General features: G+C 71.3%; 13 protein-coding genes. 8 read left to right on the top strand and 5 right to left on the bottom strand.

The genetic code is table 11. The features are described from left to right. Positions 1-33 precede the first annotated feature (33 nt). The 3 genes from MXD59_RS14130 (at position 34) to MXD59_RS14120 (ending at position 3,782) form a co-directional block, all read left to right on the top strand. The gene (locus MXD59_RS14130; protein WP_248825213.1) at positions 34-1,329 is read left to right on the top strand and encodes an ABC transporter substrate-binding protein; all 1,296 of its coding nucleotides are present in this window, start codon (positions 34-36) and stop codon (positions 1,327-1,329) included. Between the two features lie 185 nt (positions 1,330-1,514). Next, the gene (locus MXD59_RS14125; RefSeq protein ID WP_163547923.1) at positions 1,515-2,504 is read left to right on the top strand and encodes a malate dehydrogenase; all 990 of its coding nucleotides are present in this window, start codon (positions 1,515-1,517) and stop codon (positions 2,502-2,504) included. 159 nt (positions 2,505-2,663) lie between these two features. Next, complete coding sequence (locus tag MXD59_RS14120; RefSeq protein WP_248825212.1) at positions 2,664-3,782, top strand: effector-associated domain EAD1-containing protein; 1,119 nt, start codon at positions 2,664-2,666, stop codon at positions 3,780-3,782. 14 nt (positions 3,783-3,796) lie between these two features. On the opposite strand, the gene MXD59_RS14115 is transcribed toward MXD59_RS14120, so the two are convergent. Next, positions 3,797-5,857, bottom strand: a complete 2,061-nt coding sequence (locus tag MXD59_RS14115) for a hypothetical protein (protein WP_248825211.1) — start codon at positions 5,855-5,857, stop codon at positions 3,797-3,799. 256 nt (positions 5,858-6,113) lie between these two features. Next, positions 6,114-6,947, bottom strand: coding sequence for an aminotransferase class IV (locus tag MXD59_RS14110; protein ID WP_248825210.1), 834 nt, complete (start codon positions 6,945-6,947; stop codon positions 6,114-6,116). Between the two features lie 171 nt (positions 6,948-7,118). Between MXD59_RS14110 and MXD59_RS14105 the strand changes: the two genes are divergently transcribed. Continuing rightward, entirely contained in the window at positions 7,119-7,583 is a 465-nt protein-coding gene (locus tag MXD59_RS14105; RefSeq protein ID WP_248825209.1) for an SCP2 sterol-binding domain-containing protein, read from the top strand. A 302-nt stretch (positions 7,584-7,885) separates the two neighbouring features. Here the strand turns inward: MXD59_RS14105 and MXD59_RS14100 are convergent, their stop codons facing one another. Next, complete coding sequence (locus tag MXD59_RS14100) at positions 7,886-8,788, bottom strand: TerB family tellurite resistance protein (RefSeq protein ID WP_248825208.1); 903 nt, start codon at positions 8,786-8,788, stop codon at positions 7,886-7,888. Positions 8,789-9,147: 359 nt separating this feature from the next. Between MXD59_RS14100 and MXD59_RS14095 the strand changes: the two genes are divergently transcribed. The 3 genes from MXD59_RS14095 to ypfJ all read left to right on the top strand — a co-directional run bounded on the left by MXD59_RS14095 (position 9,148) and on the right by ypfJ (position 11,289). Then, positions 9,148-9,747, top strand: coding sequence for a protease (locus MXD59_RS14095; RefSeq protein ID WP_248825207.1), 600 nt, complete (start codon positions 9,148-9,150; stop codon positions 9,745-9,747). 106 nt (positions 9,748-9,853) lie between these two features. Beyond that, on the top strand, positions 9,854-10,273 hold the full coding sequence (locus MXD59_RS14090) for an ester cyclase (protein ID WP_163547915.1): 420 nt from the start codon (positions 9,854-9,856) through the stop codon (positions 10,271-10,273). Positions 10,274-10,407: 134 nt separating this feature from the next. Continuing rightward, positions 10,408-11,289, top strand: coding sequence for a KPN_02809 family neutral zinc metallopeptidase (ypfJ, locus tag MXD59_RS14085; RefSeq protein WP_248825206.1), 882 nt, complete (start codon positions 10,408-10,410; stop codon positions 11,287-11,289). Positions 11,290-11,479: 190 nt separating this feature from the next. Here ypfJ and MXD59_RS14080 read toward each other — a convergent pair whose 3' ends face one another. Continuing rightward, complete coding sequence (locus tag MXD59_RS14080) at positions 11,480-12,046, bottom strand: NADPH-dependent FMN reductase (protein WP_248825205.1); 567 nt, start codon at positions 12,044-12,046, stop codon at positions 11,480-11,482. Positions 12,047-12,405: 359 nt separating this feature from the next. On the opposite strand from MXD59_RS14080, the gene MXD59_RS14075 reads away from it, so the two are divergent. After that, entirely contained in the window at positions 12,406-13,575 is a 1,170-nt protein-coding gene (locus MXD59_RS14075; RefSeq protein ID WP_248825204.1) for a phosphotransferase enzyme family protein, read from the top strand. A 90-nt stretch (positions 13,576-13,665) separates the two neighbouring features. Here the strand turns inward: MXD59_RS14075 and MXD59_RS14070 are convergent, their stop codons facing one another. Then, positions 13,666-14,529 carry a biosynthetic peptidoglycan transglycosylase gene (locus MXD59_RS14070; RefSeq protein WP_248825203.1) on the bottom strand — a complete coding sequence of 288 codons (864 nt, stop codon included), beginning with the start codon at positions 14,527-14,529 and terminating at the stop codon, positions 13,666-13,668. Positions 14,530-14,532 lie beyond the last annotated feature (3 nt).

Below are 14,532 nucleotides of genomic sequence, written 5' to 3'. Positions count from 1 at the left end.
CAGCGCACCTGATCGGATGCATAGCGTCGGCCCGTGCCCGACATCACGGCTCGCCGCGCCGGAGTCACCCGCTCCGCGGTGCGTCGGCGGCGCCGGCCCGCCGGGCGCGGCGGTCGGTGGGCCCGCGCGGCGCTGGCCTGCCTGAGCGCGGTGTCCGGGCTGGTGGCGTGCACGTCCACCAGTTCGACGGTGACCCCGGCGGCGGCCTGCGCGGGTCCGGGCATCAGCCGTGACGCGATACGCCTCGGCCTGATCTACCCGGACACCGGCATCACGGCCTCCCTGTTCGCGACCTTTCGTGATGGTGTCGACGCGCGCCTGGGCGTCGCGAACGCGGCAGGCGGGGTGAACGGCCGCCAGATCACCTACACCTGGCGCGACGACGCGTCGAGCCCGGCCGGTAACCAGGCCGCCGCCCACAGCCTGGTCGACAACGACGCGGTGTTCGGCCTGATCGAGTCGTCCCTGTCCGCCGGGGCCTCGGCCGACCTTCTGCACCGCGCGGGCATCCCGGTCACCGGAACCTCCCTGGACCCGGACTGGGCCGGCCACGACAACATGTTCAGCTACTCGAACCTGGTGGCCCGTGGCTCCTCGGTCACCACCTGGGGGCGGTTCGTCGCCGACCAGGGCGGTCACCGGGCGGTCCTCATCCAGTCGGCCTTCTCCCAGACGTCCATGGTGCTCGCCGACGAGATGGAACGCAGCCTGCGCGCGGCCGGCATCCCGGTCGTGGACCGCGTCGACGCGACCAGCCTGATCGCCGTGGCGGCGCTCGGGGAGAAGGTGCGGGCCAGCGGCGCCGACGTCATGATCGGCACGGTGACCGGCGCGGCGTTCGCGAGCCTGCTGCGTGCCACCCGCGGCAAACCCTCGAAGCTGCGGGTCATCCTGTCGCCGACGAACTACGACCAGGGTCTGCTCGAGCGCTACCGCGATGCCCTGCCCGACGTCTACACGTTCACCGACTACCAGCCGTTCGAGCTGAACCTGCCCGCCCACCGCCGCTTCCTGGCGGGGATGCGCGCCTACGCGCCGCAGGTCACCCCGCCCACCCAGCAGGCAGCTCTGGCCGGATGGATCTCGGCCGACATGTTCCTGCGTGGGCTGGTCGCGGCCGGCCCCTGCCCGAGCCGCGCGCTGTTCCTGCACGGCCTGCGGGCGCTGCGCGGCTACACCGCGGACGGCCTGCTGCCCGCCGCCGTCGACTTCGCCACCAGCACCGCCCAGGTGAGTCAGTGCTACACGTTCCTGCGGGTCAACCATGCCGCCACCGGCTTCGAGGTGCTGCCTCCGGCGCCCCGCTGTGGGCAGACGATCGCGCGATAGCGCGTTCGGGCGTGCGGTGTGAGCCGCTAGGTGGCGCTTGGCCACCCGTGTGCGCAGCGCTCGGACTAGCATCACTGGCGGCGCGACGGAAACAGCAGCGCAGCTCGGTGGTCCGGTGACGATCGCCTGTCGGTCCGGTCCGGCCCGCCGTCCGACCTCCGGATGACCTGTACCAGGAGATGCCAGTGAGTTCAACGCCCGTCAACGTCACCGTCACCGGCGCCGCCGGTCAGATCGGCTACGCGCTGCTCTTTCGCATCGCGTCAGGCCAGTTGCTGGGCGCGGACACGCCGGTGAAGCTCCGGTTGTTGGAGATCCCCCAGGCTGTCCGGGCCGCCGAGGGCACCGCCCTCGAGCTTGAGGACAGCGCGTTCCCGCTGCTCGCCGGCGTGGATGTCTTCGACGACGCCAAGGCGGCCTTCGAGGGCACCAATGTCGCCCTGCTGGTCGGGGCCCGCCCGCGGACCAAGGGTATGGAGCGCGGCGACCTGCTGTCCGCCAACGGCGGCATCTTCAAGCCGCAGGGCGAGGCGATCAACAGCGGTGCGGCCTCCGACATCCGGGTGCTCGTCGTCGGCAACCCGGCGAACACGAACGCTCTGATCGCCCAGACCCACGCGCCGGACGTCCCCGCCGAGCGGTTCACCGCGATGACCCGCCTCGACCACAACCGGGCGATCGCCCAGTTGGCGAAGAAGCTCGGGGTCGCGAACACCGAGATCAAGAAGATCACCATCTGGGGTAACCACTCGGCGAGCCAGTACCCGGACATCTTCCACGCCGAGGTCGGCGGCCGCAGCGGCGCCGAGGCGGTCAACGACCAGAAGTGGATCGAGGAGGAGTTCATCCCGCGGGTCGCCAAGCGCGGCGCCGAGATCATCGAGGTCCGCGGTGCCTCGTCGGCGGCCTCCGCCGCGTCCGCCGCGATCGACCACGTCCACACCTGGGTGAACGGCACCGCCAAGGGCGACTGGACGTCGGTGGCGCTGCCCTCCGACGGCTCCTACGGTGTTCCCGCGGGCCTGATCTCGTCGTTCCCGGTCACCGCCTCCGGCGGCTCCTTCCAGATCGTGCAGGGCCTCGAGCTCGACGCGTTCTCCCGGGCGAAGATCGACGCCTCGGTGCAGGAACTCACCGAGGAGCGGGAAGCCGTGCGCGCGCTCGGCCTGATCTGACCGACCCGCACTGATCCCCACTGAACCAGCACCACCACCAGGACCCCGAGGGCCCCGCGTCGCGGCTCTCGGGGTCCTGGTGTTCTGGCCGCGTTTCGAACCCCGAGGCCACGGAATAGACTGAGTTCTGGCAGGTCACACACCGGTTCGGGGGAACGCGTGACGCAGCGGCTGACCGAGGCGGAGATCAAGGCGCTGGCCACCGTCTTTGACACCCGGGGCCTGGCCGTCCAGGTGCTGGAGGACGCCGGCCTGCGTCGCGATCAGATCCCGGTCTTCGACGGCTCGTCCCACCAGTTCTGGACCGAGATCGCCCACCTGTTGCACAACGGCATCCTGCAGAACGGTCGGGCCTGCCTGCTCGCGGCCGCCGCGAAGAAGTTCCCCGACATGTCCGTCTTCCAGCCCGCATCGGCCTTCCAACCCGCATCGGCCACGGTCGCCGGGGCGGAGAAGGGGCCGGCCACGGGCGGGTCGGACTCCGCTCACCGCGGCACACCCGGTGCGTCGCGGCACGCCAACCTCTTTCGCGTGGATGCCAGCGGCTACAGCAAGCGTGACCTGCAAGGCCAGGTGGACGTGCGGGCCGGCGTGCGCGGGATCGTCGACACCGCCCTCGACCGGGCCGGCGTCGCCGACGCCGTGCTGCTGCACGAGAACGGCGGCGACGGCTGTCTGTGCGCGCTCGACGCCAACGTCTCCAGGGACCTTTTGGCCAGCGATTTCGTGCGTGAACTGCGCATCGCGCAACGCCAGTTCAACCGGGTACGCGCACCGTCGGACCAGGTGCGGTTGCGGCTGTCGCTGCACCACGGTCAGATCGTCGTCGACGGTGGGGGAGCCGCGGGCGATGCGGTGGTGGTCGTCGACCGTCTCGTGAACGCGGTGGCCGTCCGCGCGATCCTGGACAGCTACCCGGCAGCCGATCTTGTGTTGGCGCTGTCGCCGGACTTCTACCGGGACACGGTCGCCGAAGGGCTGCGCGACCTCGATCCCGCCGATTTCGCGCTGTTCCCGGCGGTGGTCGACGCCAAGTACGTCGGCGAGGCCTGGGTGAGCTTGCCAGGCCACCGGGCCAATCCTCCGGTGATCACGCAGCCACCGCACCCCGCGTCCCAGCCCGAGCCCCGGCCAGGGCCTCAGCCCCAGGCTGTCGTACCGGCGTCGTCCCAGCCGCAGAGGCCAGCGCCGACGCGGTCGGCCGCCGGTCGGGCGCTGCCTGCGGACGCACCGGTCGAGGACGACCCGCCGCCGTACCCGGGCCGGACGATGCTCTGAGCCGAGTGGGACCGTCACCGCGGGTTTCCTTCGCTGGCCGCGGTGGTGAGCAGCCGACACAGCCCCTGGCCGTAGCTTTCACTCCCCTCCAGACGGCTCCATTCGCGTAGCGCCGCCGTCATCGCGTGCACCTCGCCGGCTGGGGCCTCGCCGGCCCTTACCCGTTCGATCAGGCTGTGCACGCGCGTGGTCCAGGCCAGCGCCTCGTCGCCGGCGGCCTTGGCCCGGCGGCTGGCCTCGTCGATGCGGGCCCGGCGCAACATCGGACGGCCGGTCGCCGTGGAGGCCTCGGCGAGGCGGATCAGCCCGGCGGCCCGTCCGGCGTTGGAGCCGAGGTCGCCGTAGCCGTTCAGCGCCTGTCGCCACAGCTGTTCGGCGAGATCCGGATCGGCCCGCCGCTGGGTGGGCAGCAGACTGCCGTCCCCTCGACGGCCCAGCGTCTGCGCTCCTCCGTTGGGATAGCCGGCCCAGTCACCGCGGACCAGGGCGATGTGCGCGTGGGTCGTCTCGTCGGCCTGCCCGGCGACCTCGAGGGAGTCGAGGGCCTGGTTCGCCTGGGCGGCACGGCCCATGTGGAACAGCAGATCGGCCCGCAGCACCACCCCGTAGGCGTGGGCCTGGCGCACGGGGAGGTCCGCCAGCCGGGCGACGAAGAGGTCCGCGATGACCAGCGCGTCCACCGCCTGCACCCACGCCTGGCCCGCACCCGGCCCGGGGAGATCACGGCGGGGGACGGCATCCACCCGTGCGGTAGGCGGCGCGTTGCGCCCGCCGGGGCCGGTCCGCGGCACCGGACTCGGCGGGGCGTCCCGGCTGGACGCCGCCGGGGCCTGTGTGGGTACGCCGACACCCGAGTCGCCAGGACGGCCCCCCACGGACGGCTCCGTGTCGGCCGCGGCCGGTGGCACCAGACCCGGCTCCGCGGCGCGGGCCTGTCCGGCCATGCCCGCGCGGGCGCGTGTCAACAGGCGTGGACCGCCTCGGGCTCGCCCGCGGGCCATCATGCGGTGCAGGCCATGCGCCGCTCCATCCGGACGGGGCCGACTGACCGGGGCGGCCCAGCGAAACGCCAACGGCGCCGCGACCCCCCACGGCGGTATCGCCGACGCGACCAGCGCCGACAGGCCATCCGCCCCGGCTTCGGAACCGTGCGCACTGGTCGGGTACAGCGCGGCTCGGCTTCGCGTGGCGGCCGCCGACGACATCGCGGCCGGGGATGAAGCACCCCGTGGCAAAGCGGGCTGGGACGGAACGGGTGACGGGGCCTGGGCGGCGCTCCCTGCGGCTTCCGCCGACACCACGGGGCCGGCGACGGCCTGGCCGGCCGGGGACGGGAGAACGGGGGTCGGGCCAGCCTCGGTAGCGGACGTGAGCGCCGGGTCGGCCGAAGCCGCATCAGCCGAAGATCTCGTCGGCGGGGACACGGCCGCGAAGGACAGGGACGTCGAGGACAGAGTTGTCGAGGACAGGGTCATCGGGGGCCGGGTCGCCGAGGATTCGGCCGTCGAGGAAGCGCTGGGGTCGGGGGAGCCGCTCCCGCGCCACCGGTGGACCGCGTCGCCTGACTCCCGCGGGGGAGGCGGGGCCGACCACAGGCGGGCTCGGGCCATCCGGATACCCGGAATCACTTCGGCGCCGAGCACGCAGATGGCCGCGGTCCGCGGGTCAAGATGATCGTTACGTTGCCGCTGGACCGCCAGCGCCGTCCACCTGGACAGCAGCGGCGTGGCCGCCGGTACGTCGCGCTGCGAGGACGGTCGCCCAGCGGGGCGGGCCGCGCCGCAATGGCGAAGGCCTGCGCCGTCGGGCGCCCAGTTGCGATCGAGCGCCAGCGCGGCGAGCCAGAGCGCCTCGTGCACGGCCACATGATCAGGGTCGGCCCGGTCGTGTTCGCTGCGCCGCAGTTCGCGGAGGGCTCCCTTGGGACGGCCAGCGGCGAGTGCGGCCGCGGCCCGCACGAACTGACGCTCGGCCGCGGGCGGGAAGGGATACCGCGCGGCGACCCGGCTGGGTTCGATGCGGTGCTGTTCCAGAAGAAGAAGGGCGATCAGAAGCCGAGCGGAGGAGAGCGGCATCGGGCGGTTCCTTCACGGGACGCGGCCATGCGGGACATGGCGGGCGTGACGGGTTCGACCCCTGGGGGCCGCGGAAAATCCCTGACGACGGCCACGACGCTACCGGGCATTCCGCCTCGTGCAAATAGGTTCCAGGTGATCTGTGGAAAAGTGGGAACAGGGGTGGATCTGCCTCTGGGAAATGGTCGTGAAAAGTCGCCGAAGTGGCGAGGATAAATCAGTTGACCAATTCGTGGTCGCCCGGTCGGTACATTTCCTAGATTGAGTCGTGTGGGATGGCGTGGTAGCGTCGGGCCAGTTCGCCGGTAAAGTCCGATCCGGCGAAATGGTGGTCGTCGATGGCAGCCACGGGAGAAAGGCCGCGTGAGTTGGTCATGACCGCGGCGTCATACCGGGAAAGGTCCGCCAACCGCACGGGTGCGCGCATGCTGCCCGCACCCTGTTCCAGCAGCGCCATGGTCACACCGGTCAGGCACGGCGCGTCCGGCCAGGTGACGGTGTCGCCGGCCACGAACCCGATGTTGGTTCTCGCGCCTTCCGTGATCGTCCCGTCCGACGTGGTCAGCAGGGCCTCGTCGAAGCCGCGGCGCAACGCGGCGCGGGCGTGTTCCAGCTGTCCGAAAGTGCCCAGGTGTTTGATACGTGGAAAGGGCCTGGTGTAAAGCACGGACATCAGCCGACGAGGCGTCGGCGGCGCGTCGGTCGGCGGCCCGACCACGACGACGAGTACACCCGGCCCGTCCCCGGCAGGATCAGTCGCGATGACCCGCACGGTGGCGTCCACCGGTACCGCGTCCGCCAGCGGTGACGTCGGCGCGCGGGAGGCGTACGCCGCGCCGGTGACGTGGAAAAAGGATGCGAGTGCCTGGCGAATGCGGGCGCGTACCAGGTCGCCGTCCAACGGCTCGCCGTAGAGATCACGGTGAGCCGTGTCGAGGCGCTGCAGGTGGAGCATCAGGCCGCGACTCCCACCGCCGCGCACCTGCATGACGGTGAAATGCCCATGGGAGAGCAGGGCAAGCCGCCCCCAGACCCCGGGCGAGACCGCCCGACCGTCGACCTCTACGTACGGCGGCGCGGCGGCAACCATGCCCAGACGATAGCCACCGGCACGCCACGACTTACGCCAAGGTGCCACCGGGCGATGTAAGCCACATGCGCGTTCGCTAGCGTGCACACGTGCCCGCGAAGCAGGCGGGTGCCAAAGCCGAAGCCCGGCACCCGTCAGGCGCCTCGTCTGCCGAAACGAATGGAGTGGTCAATGTCCGACCTCGCCGTTGATCCCAGCGCCGACCCGGCCAAGCTCATCACGACGCTGGCCGCGATGTCGGAGCGGGAGGTCTCCGACCTGCTCTCGAGCCCGGGCGGAAACGACGTCCTGGACGAGATCTTCCGCCAGATGCAGGCGAACTTCCACCCTGAGCTGGCCAAGGGCGAGAACGCGGTCGTGCGGTTCGGTCTCAGCGGCGGGTCGGGCGGTGCGACCCGCACGTACGAACTGCGTATCAGGGATGGCGAGTGCGCCCTCGCGCATGAACCCTCCACCACCGCGCCCGAGGGCCGGCAGTTGACGATCACGACCGACCGGGTGCGCTTCGTCCGGGTGCTGACCGGGCAGGCCAACGGCGCCAAGCTGTTCCTCACCCGCAAGATCAAGGTGGACGGCGACATGAAGTTCGGTGGCAAAGTGATCAGCTGGTTCGGGGTTCCGACGCAGGAGAGCTGACCGGGGCCACCTCGATCCGTCCGAGGCAGGCGCACCGTCCCACCACTCCCGCGTTGCGTGTACGGAGAGTACTGGTCTCCCGGGGAGCGCCGAGGGTGCGTCTGCTGCCCGACGGTCAGGTCCTGGATCTGCCCGCAGGAAGGGACCTGGCAGCCCAGCACCTCGCCGGCCCCGCCGGGGCGGCGCGGTGCTGGGCGGCGGGGGGCGGGGGGCCCCCCCGCCCCGCCCCCCCGGGGGGGGGGGGGGGGGGGGGGGCGCGGCCGGCTGAACCGCCGGCCGCGACCGATCCGGCGTCGATCCCGTCAGAGCGCGAACTCGGCCGGGTCCAGACCGAGCACGAGGGCCGCCTCGCGCACCACGGCCCGCTCGCTGGCCACGAACTCGCCGTCCACCAGGCCGATGACCTGCCCGAAGCGAATCACCGCGGAGGCCTGCGCCGCGCGCCCCCGCACCTTGGCGATCTCGGCCAGGGCCACCGCCCGGCCAGCCTCAAGATCATTTTCGAGGCGGTCCAGATGGCCCTCGAACAGCGTGATCGTCTCCTGCTCGGGGAACTGCGACAGCACCGGATCGGTCGCGGCGTACGCCCGCACGCCCTCGCGTTCGGTCGGATCGATCCGCCCGTCCGCCACCGTCACCAGCGCACATATCGCGACGGCCGCATCGCGGAAGGCCAGTGTCCGCAGCTCCTCGCGGCGGGCGAACAGCTGCGCCCGCAGCGAGGCCAGCGACGGCAGCCGCCGGGTGCCACCGATCGGGTCGAGCCCCCGCCACAGTGGCCACCCCTCGGCCAGCCAGCCGCGCACCACCTCGGCCATCGACACCGGACGCAGCCGGGTCGCCAGCAGCACATCGACATCCACCGGCACGAGCGTGTGATCCCCCCACCGTGACGGCGTTGGAATGTCGGCGGGCCAGATTCCCCCGAACAGCACACTCAGCACATGGTCATCGCTCTGCTCCGGGGCCCGGCCCGACACACTGCCGTCATGCTCGACCGCGCCGACGAACTGACGGGACACCACCCGTGGCCCCGCGAGCCGTCCGACCAGCCGTTCCAACGCGTCATCCGCCGACTCGTCACCGTGCACGGGGCCGCCGGGCAGCACGTGCCAGGCGTCATCGGGCGGTCGAGCGAGCAACACCCGGTGATCGATCCGCAACAACAGGCGAACATCGAGTCGAAGAGCGGTCCGTAGCGGCATACAAGGGCCTCCCGGCGACACACAGCACAGTGGGTCTCTCGCTCCCCGCATCATCGCGCAGACGTGCCGACAACCACACACAGCGGTGCGTCCGGGTCATCCGCCCAGCCGGGATGTCCGACTCGTGCGGGCCCACGCCACCCCTTCGCCGCCTCATCGCCACCGCGACGCTCGGGTCGGTACCAGCGGATGGGAGCGAGCCCTCGACCGTGGGAGTGGCACCCGAGTGGTGGAACTGTCGCAGGCGAGCCGTAGCGTCGGGATGTACTGTTCGTCCGCCTCGACGCTGCCGCCGGCCCGCGCGTGCGCAAGCACGCGGGCCCGCCCGTGGTCGAGGTGCGTGCCGCGATGAGGTGTTCGTGAACAAGTTCCTGCTCAGCGTGCACGTCCTGGCGGCGATCGTGGCCATCGGCCCGGTGGCGGTGGCGGCCAGTATGTTTCCCCCCTCGGCCCGCGCCGCCCTCGCCAACCCCGGCGACGCGCACGCCACGGCCGTCAGCCGTGTGCTGTACCGGATCTGCGGGGTCTACTCGGCGGCCGGCCTGATCGTCGTGCTGTTCGGTTTCCTCACGGCCCAGAGCCTGGGCATCCTCGGCGAGGTCTGGCTGATGGTCGCCATCGCGCTGACCGCCCTCGCCGCCGGAGTGCTCGCCTTCGCCGTCCTGCCCGCGCAGCGCGACCTGATGGACGAGATCACCGCCGCCAGCACCGGTGGACCGGTCGACGCTCAGGCGCTCGGCGCCGGGCGGATCACGGACGCGACGGTACCGGCCGACGACGCCCCCACGTCGGACGCGGCCGCCGTGACGAGTACGGCCGCCGCCCCGAGCGCGGGTGAGGTGGCGGGCGCCGTGGCTCGCAGCCGGCGACTCGCGATGAGCGTCGGCATCTTCAACCTGCTGTGGGTCGCCGTCACCGTGCTGATGATCATCCGCCCGGGGTCCACGACGAACGTCTGAGCCGGCGGTTTCCCCGTCGTGGCAGGCATTCTGATGCGATGATCGCCTCAGCCGCCGCGGCGTGACGCGGCGTGACGCGGACCAGGCGAACACGGGGGAGACACCGGTGGGGCAGGCTCTGGACATCGTCCGACAGGCGCTGGACGCGTTCGACGGCGGCGACGTGCCGGGCGCGCTGGCGCTCATGCACGAGGATCTGGTGGTCGAGGCACCCGGCGGGGTGCGCGTCGAGGGCCGGGAAGCCGGCGCCGGCTACAGCGCCGCGTTCCTCGCCGCCTTCGACGACGTGGACGTCGACACGCACATCCTCGCCGAACAGGGCCAGCTCGTCGTCGAGGAGTACACCCTGACCGCCACCCACACCGGCCCCCTGCGGGAAGCCGACGGCAGCGAGCATCCACCCAGCGGTCGCCGGATCACCCTGCGGGTCGTCGAGGTCTACCGGGTGGAGGGCGGGCTGATCGCCGAGAACCGGATCTACTACGACCAGACCCGCCTGGCCCGCCAGCTCGCCCCCACCCTCTAGCGTCGTGCACACCGACGGCGGGTCGATGTTCAGCGGCTGATCGTCCGGGACATACTCCATCCGGAACCCGGCAGACCGGACACACCGGTCGGACGGCTGCCGGGCGGACCCGGGGGATCGGTGGAGGGCAGGACATGCAGTTCGACGACGAACAGGTCGATGCGTCCGAGCTGGACGACCAGCGCGGCGGAGGCGGCGGCCTGGGGCGCGGCGTCGCCTTCGGCACCGGTGGCGCGGGCATCATCGGCGTGGTCATCTACCTGCTCGTCACGGTGCTCGGCGGCGGGTCGGGTACCTCGACGTCCGGCCCGGCCCTGTCGCAGCCCGGCGGCGGGACGTCCGGGGACGTCGCGACGCGCTGCAACACCAGCGGGGCGATCAACACCTACGACGACTGCTTCGTCCTGAAGGCGTTCAACGAGATCAACGAGGTGTGGGCGGCGCAGTTCAGCCGCTCCGGCCAGACCTACACCAAGCCGCGCCTGGTCTACTTCTCCCAGGCCGTGCGCACCGGCTGCGGAACCGCGTCGTCCCAGGTGGGCCCGTTCTACTGCCCGCCGGACCGGCGCGTCTACATCGATCTCGGCTTCCTGGCCCAGCTGCAGAAGGAATTCGGCGCGCAGGGCCGCTACGCGCAGGCCTACATCGTCGCCCACGAGGTCGGCCATCACCTGCAGACCCTGACCGGCACGGAGGCCCGGGTCCGCCAGGCACAGCAGGCGAACCCGTCCCAGGAGAACGCGTTGAGCGTGCAGCTCGAACTCCAGGCCGACTGCTACGCCGGCGTGTGGAGCACACTCGCGAACACCGGCGGCAACGTCACCATCGGCGAGGCCGAACTCGACCAGGCCCTCGGCGCCGCCCAGGCCGTCGGCGACGACCGCATCCAGGCCCGCGCCGGCGACGTCAACCCCGAGACCTGGACGCACGGCTCCGCCCAGCAACGCCGCGACAACTTCCTCACCGGCTACCGCGGCGCCACCATGGCCTCCTGCGGCACCGTCCCCCACACCTGATCACCGCCAGCACCGGCCGGCCAGGCCACCGGCCGCGGTGACCGGCGGGTACAGGCGACATCGCAAAGCGCGCTGTTCGCGGCGAGTGCCCGAACGCCGACCGAGACGGCGTTGCACGCGGCGAGGTTGATGTCCTCCCCACGCCCGTGGGGGTGATCCGACTGACGAGTGGTGCAGCTCCCTGCCCGTCTCACGGGATGCTGTTTGTTTCGGAACGGCGGGCTTGGAGATGTGCGGCGACAGCGTGCAGGGCGGCGGTCAAAGCAGCGCGGATGTGAGGGTCCTCGACCAGCCCGTCGGCGCCGATGGCGTCCCGGGCGATGGGGATGTCGGCGCAGGCCTCGGTGATCAGGTCGACGGTGACGTAACGCAGGACGGTGGCCAGTTCGGCACATGCGCCGGCGCCGCGGCCAGGTGCGGCGACGTTGATCCAGGCGGCGGGCCTGCCGTAGAGGTCGCCGGTGCCGACCGTCCAGTCCAGCAGGTTCTTGAGGCTGCCGGGTAGCGCCCCCGCGTACTCCGGCGTACAGAAGATCACCGCGTCGGCCGTGGCGATCGCGGCCCGCAGGTCGGCGACGGCAGGGTGGGGGGCGTCATCATCGGCATCCGGGGTGAACGCCGGCAGCGCCATCAGCCCGCTGTACAGCTCGGCTGTCACACCCGGCGGTGCCACCGCGGCGAGGGTGCGCAAAGCCGCGGTGTTCGTGGACGCGTCCCGGGTGCTTCCCGAGATCAGTAGCAGACGCATCTGGCCCATGGTCACATCCTTATCATCCACAGCGCCGGGTTGTGGTCGGGTGGGTCGCGATTACGGCGGAGCAGCATGCGGCGAGCTGCCGCGGCGCGCCGTCTCGAGGTGGATTCGGCGTTCGCGGATGTGAATCCTCGCGGGATGAAATAAACCGGAGAGCGGCAGTTCGGTCGCTGTTGCTGGCGAGTGCTGTTGAGAAGCGCAATGGCGCCCCGGCTGTCGTGCGTGGCTCTGGAATGTGGCCTGCCAGTGCCGCGGCGGTGACTCCACGGCCGTGCAGAGGAGAGGAAGGGGCGCGGGGGTGTGTGGACCGGGAGCGCGGGTGGTCGGGTTCGGGGCCGAGCCGTCCGGCATGATGAACGTCCGTGACCGTCACCACGGCAGCCGCCCTGACCGGCTCTGCGTCCGACCTCAGGGAAATCCTCGCCGCCTACGATCTTGGGCCGTCGCCGCAGGCCCGGCTGCTGCACCTGTCGGAGAACGCCACGTTCGAGATCATGCCGGGGGAGGCCGACGGGCCGAGCGATGCCATGGCCCCCTCGGACGGGTGCCCCGGGCCTGGCGGTGATCGTCGATGGGTGCTGCGGCTGCATCGGCCCGAATACCATGATCGTGCTGCTGTTCGCAGTGAGCTGGCCTGGATCTCCGCGCTCCGGCGCGACGGCGTCGTGCGCACGCCCGCAGTGATTCCGACTCGTTCCGGTGGCAGTGTGGTCACGTTTCTTCGTCCGCCCGCGGTGGACCCGGCTGGGCCGGCCGGTCCCGGTCGGAACAGGGAATCCGAGGCTGCCGGTGCGCGGCACGCGGTGCTGTTCGAATGGGTGGCAGGCCGATCACCGGAGACGTTGGAGCCTGCGGCCCTTGTCCGGGCGTTCGCGCAACTCGGCGGGATCGCCGCTCGTCTGCACCTGCACGCTCGGAGCTGGGAGCGTCCACCTTCCTTTTCTCGCTTCTCCTGGACCTGGGAGGCGATGCTCGGCAGGGACGGGCGGTGGGGTAGCTGGTCGACCGGCCTCGCGGCCGCGCTGACCGGCGGTGCGATGCGAGAAGAAGTCGAGCTGTTGGAAAGGGCGGCGCGGGAAACGTATCGCCGGGTGGCCGGGTATGGGACCGGCGCGGCGCGGTTCGGTCTCGTCCATGCGGACATGCGGCTTGCGAACCTGCTGATTCCGGATGTCGCGTCTGGCGATGACCGTGCCGATGGTGCGAACGGCGAGGTGTGTGTCATCGATTTCGATGACTGTGGGTTCGGGTGGTATCTGTGGGATCTGGCGGCCTCGCTGTCGTTCATCGAACACCTGGATGTGGCCGGAGATCTGACGGACGCCTGGCTGACGGCGTACCAGCGTCAGCTGCCACTGACGGCCGATGACATCGAGATGATTCCGACGTTCGTGATGATGCGCCGGTTGCTGTTGGTGGCGTGGCTCGGCACCCATCCACATTCCGACGCGGTGGCGAGCCGCGCCGAGTACGCCCGTGACACCTGCACCCTCGCCGATGCCTACCTGCGTGGACGCCTGCTCGCCGGCTGAGAGGAACAGCCGTCGGCGGACGGCGGGTCCCTCACGGCCGGTGGGACGCAGCCGTCGGTGGGACGCGGCTGGGTCGCGGGGCGGTGCGCGTCAGCGCAGGTCGAGGGGGGCGGAGAGGACCTGGGTGGCCTGGGTGGCGGTGAGGCGGCCGGTGGCGACCAGCCGGTCGAGGACGTGGCGTTGGCGGGCGCGGGCGGCGGCGAGATGTTCGTACGGATCGTAGGCGGACGGTGCTTGGACGAGGCCGGCGAGCAGGCTCGCCTGGGTCCAGGTCAGGGTGCCCGGCGTCTGGCCGAAGTAGCCGGCGGCGGCCGCGACGATGCCGTAGTAGCCGTGGCCGAAATAGACGGTGTCCAGGTACATCCGCAGAATCTCGTCCTTGGAGTAATGCGCGTCCAGTTTCACGGCGAGGGCGGTCTGTTCGATCTGGTCGATCGTGTCGCGCCGTCCGCCGGTGTAGAGAAGTTTCACGAGTTGCTGGTCGAGGCTCGCACCGCCGCGGTCCGGGCCGCCGAACAGCGGCTGGGAGAGGCCGCGTATCGCGCCGAGGGGATCAATGCCCTGGTGGGAGTAGAAACGGCTGTCCTCGGTCGCGATCAACGCGGCGACGACTCGGCTCGGCAGCGCCCCGCTGAGCGCCCGTGCCCCGTGCTCCGCGGCCTGCGCGTCGACCCGGCTCCGCGCGTCGGCGACGGACGGCGTGACACCGAGGAGCACACCGAATCCGAGCAGCGCCGCCAGCCCGCAGGCCAGCGCCGTCAGCAGCAGCCGGCGCAGCACCCGCACCCATCGTCGGCCGGGGCGTCGACCAGAGTACGAGGCGGTCTCGACCTCCGGCTCGTCCAGCTCGTCAGGTCCTGTCGTCCCCTCGGGATGCCGGATGTTCTGAGGCTCGGTGTTCTGGGGCAGGACGTTCCGAGAAAGGGTGTTCTGGGGCAGGGTGTCGCGGGTCAAGCC

This window comes from Frankia umida (assembly GCF_023242945.1).
GTDB lineage: Bacteria > Actinomycetota > Actinomycetes > Frankiales > Frankiaceae > Frankia > Frankia umida.
Note: the sequence above shows the minus strand (reverse complement) of the source record. Positions and strands in the feature narration are given on the sequence as shown.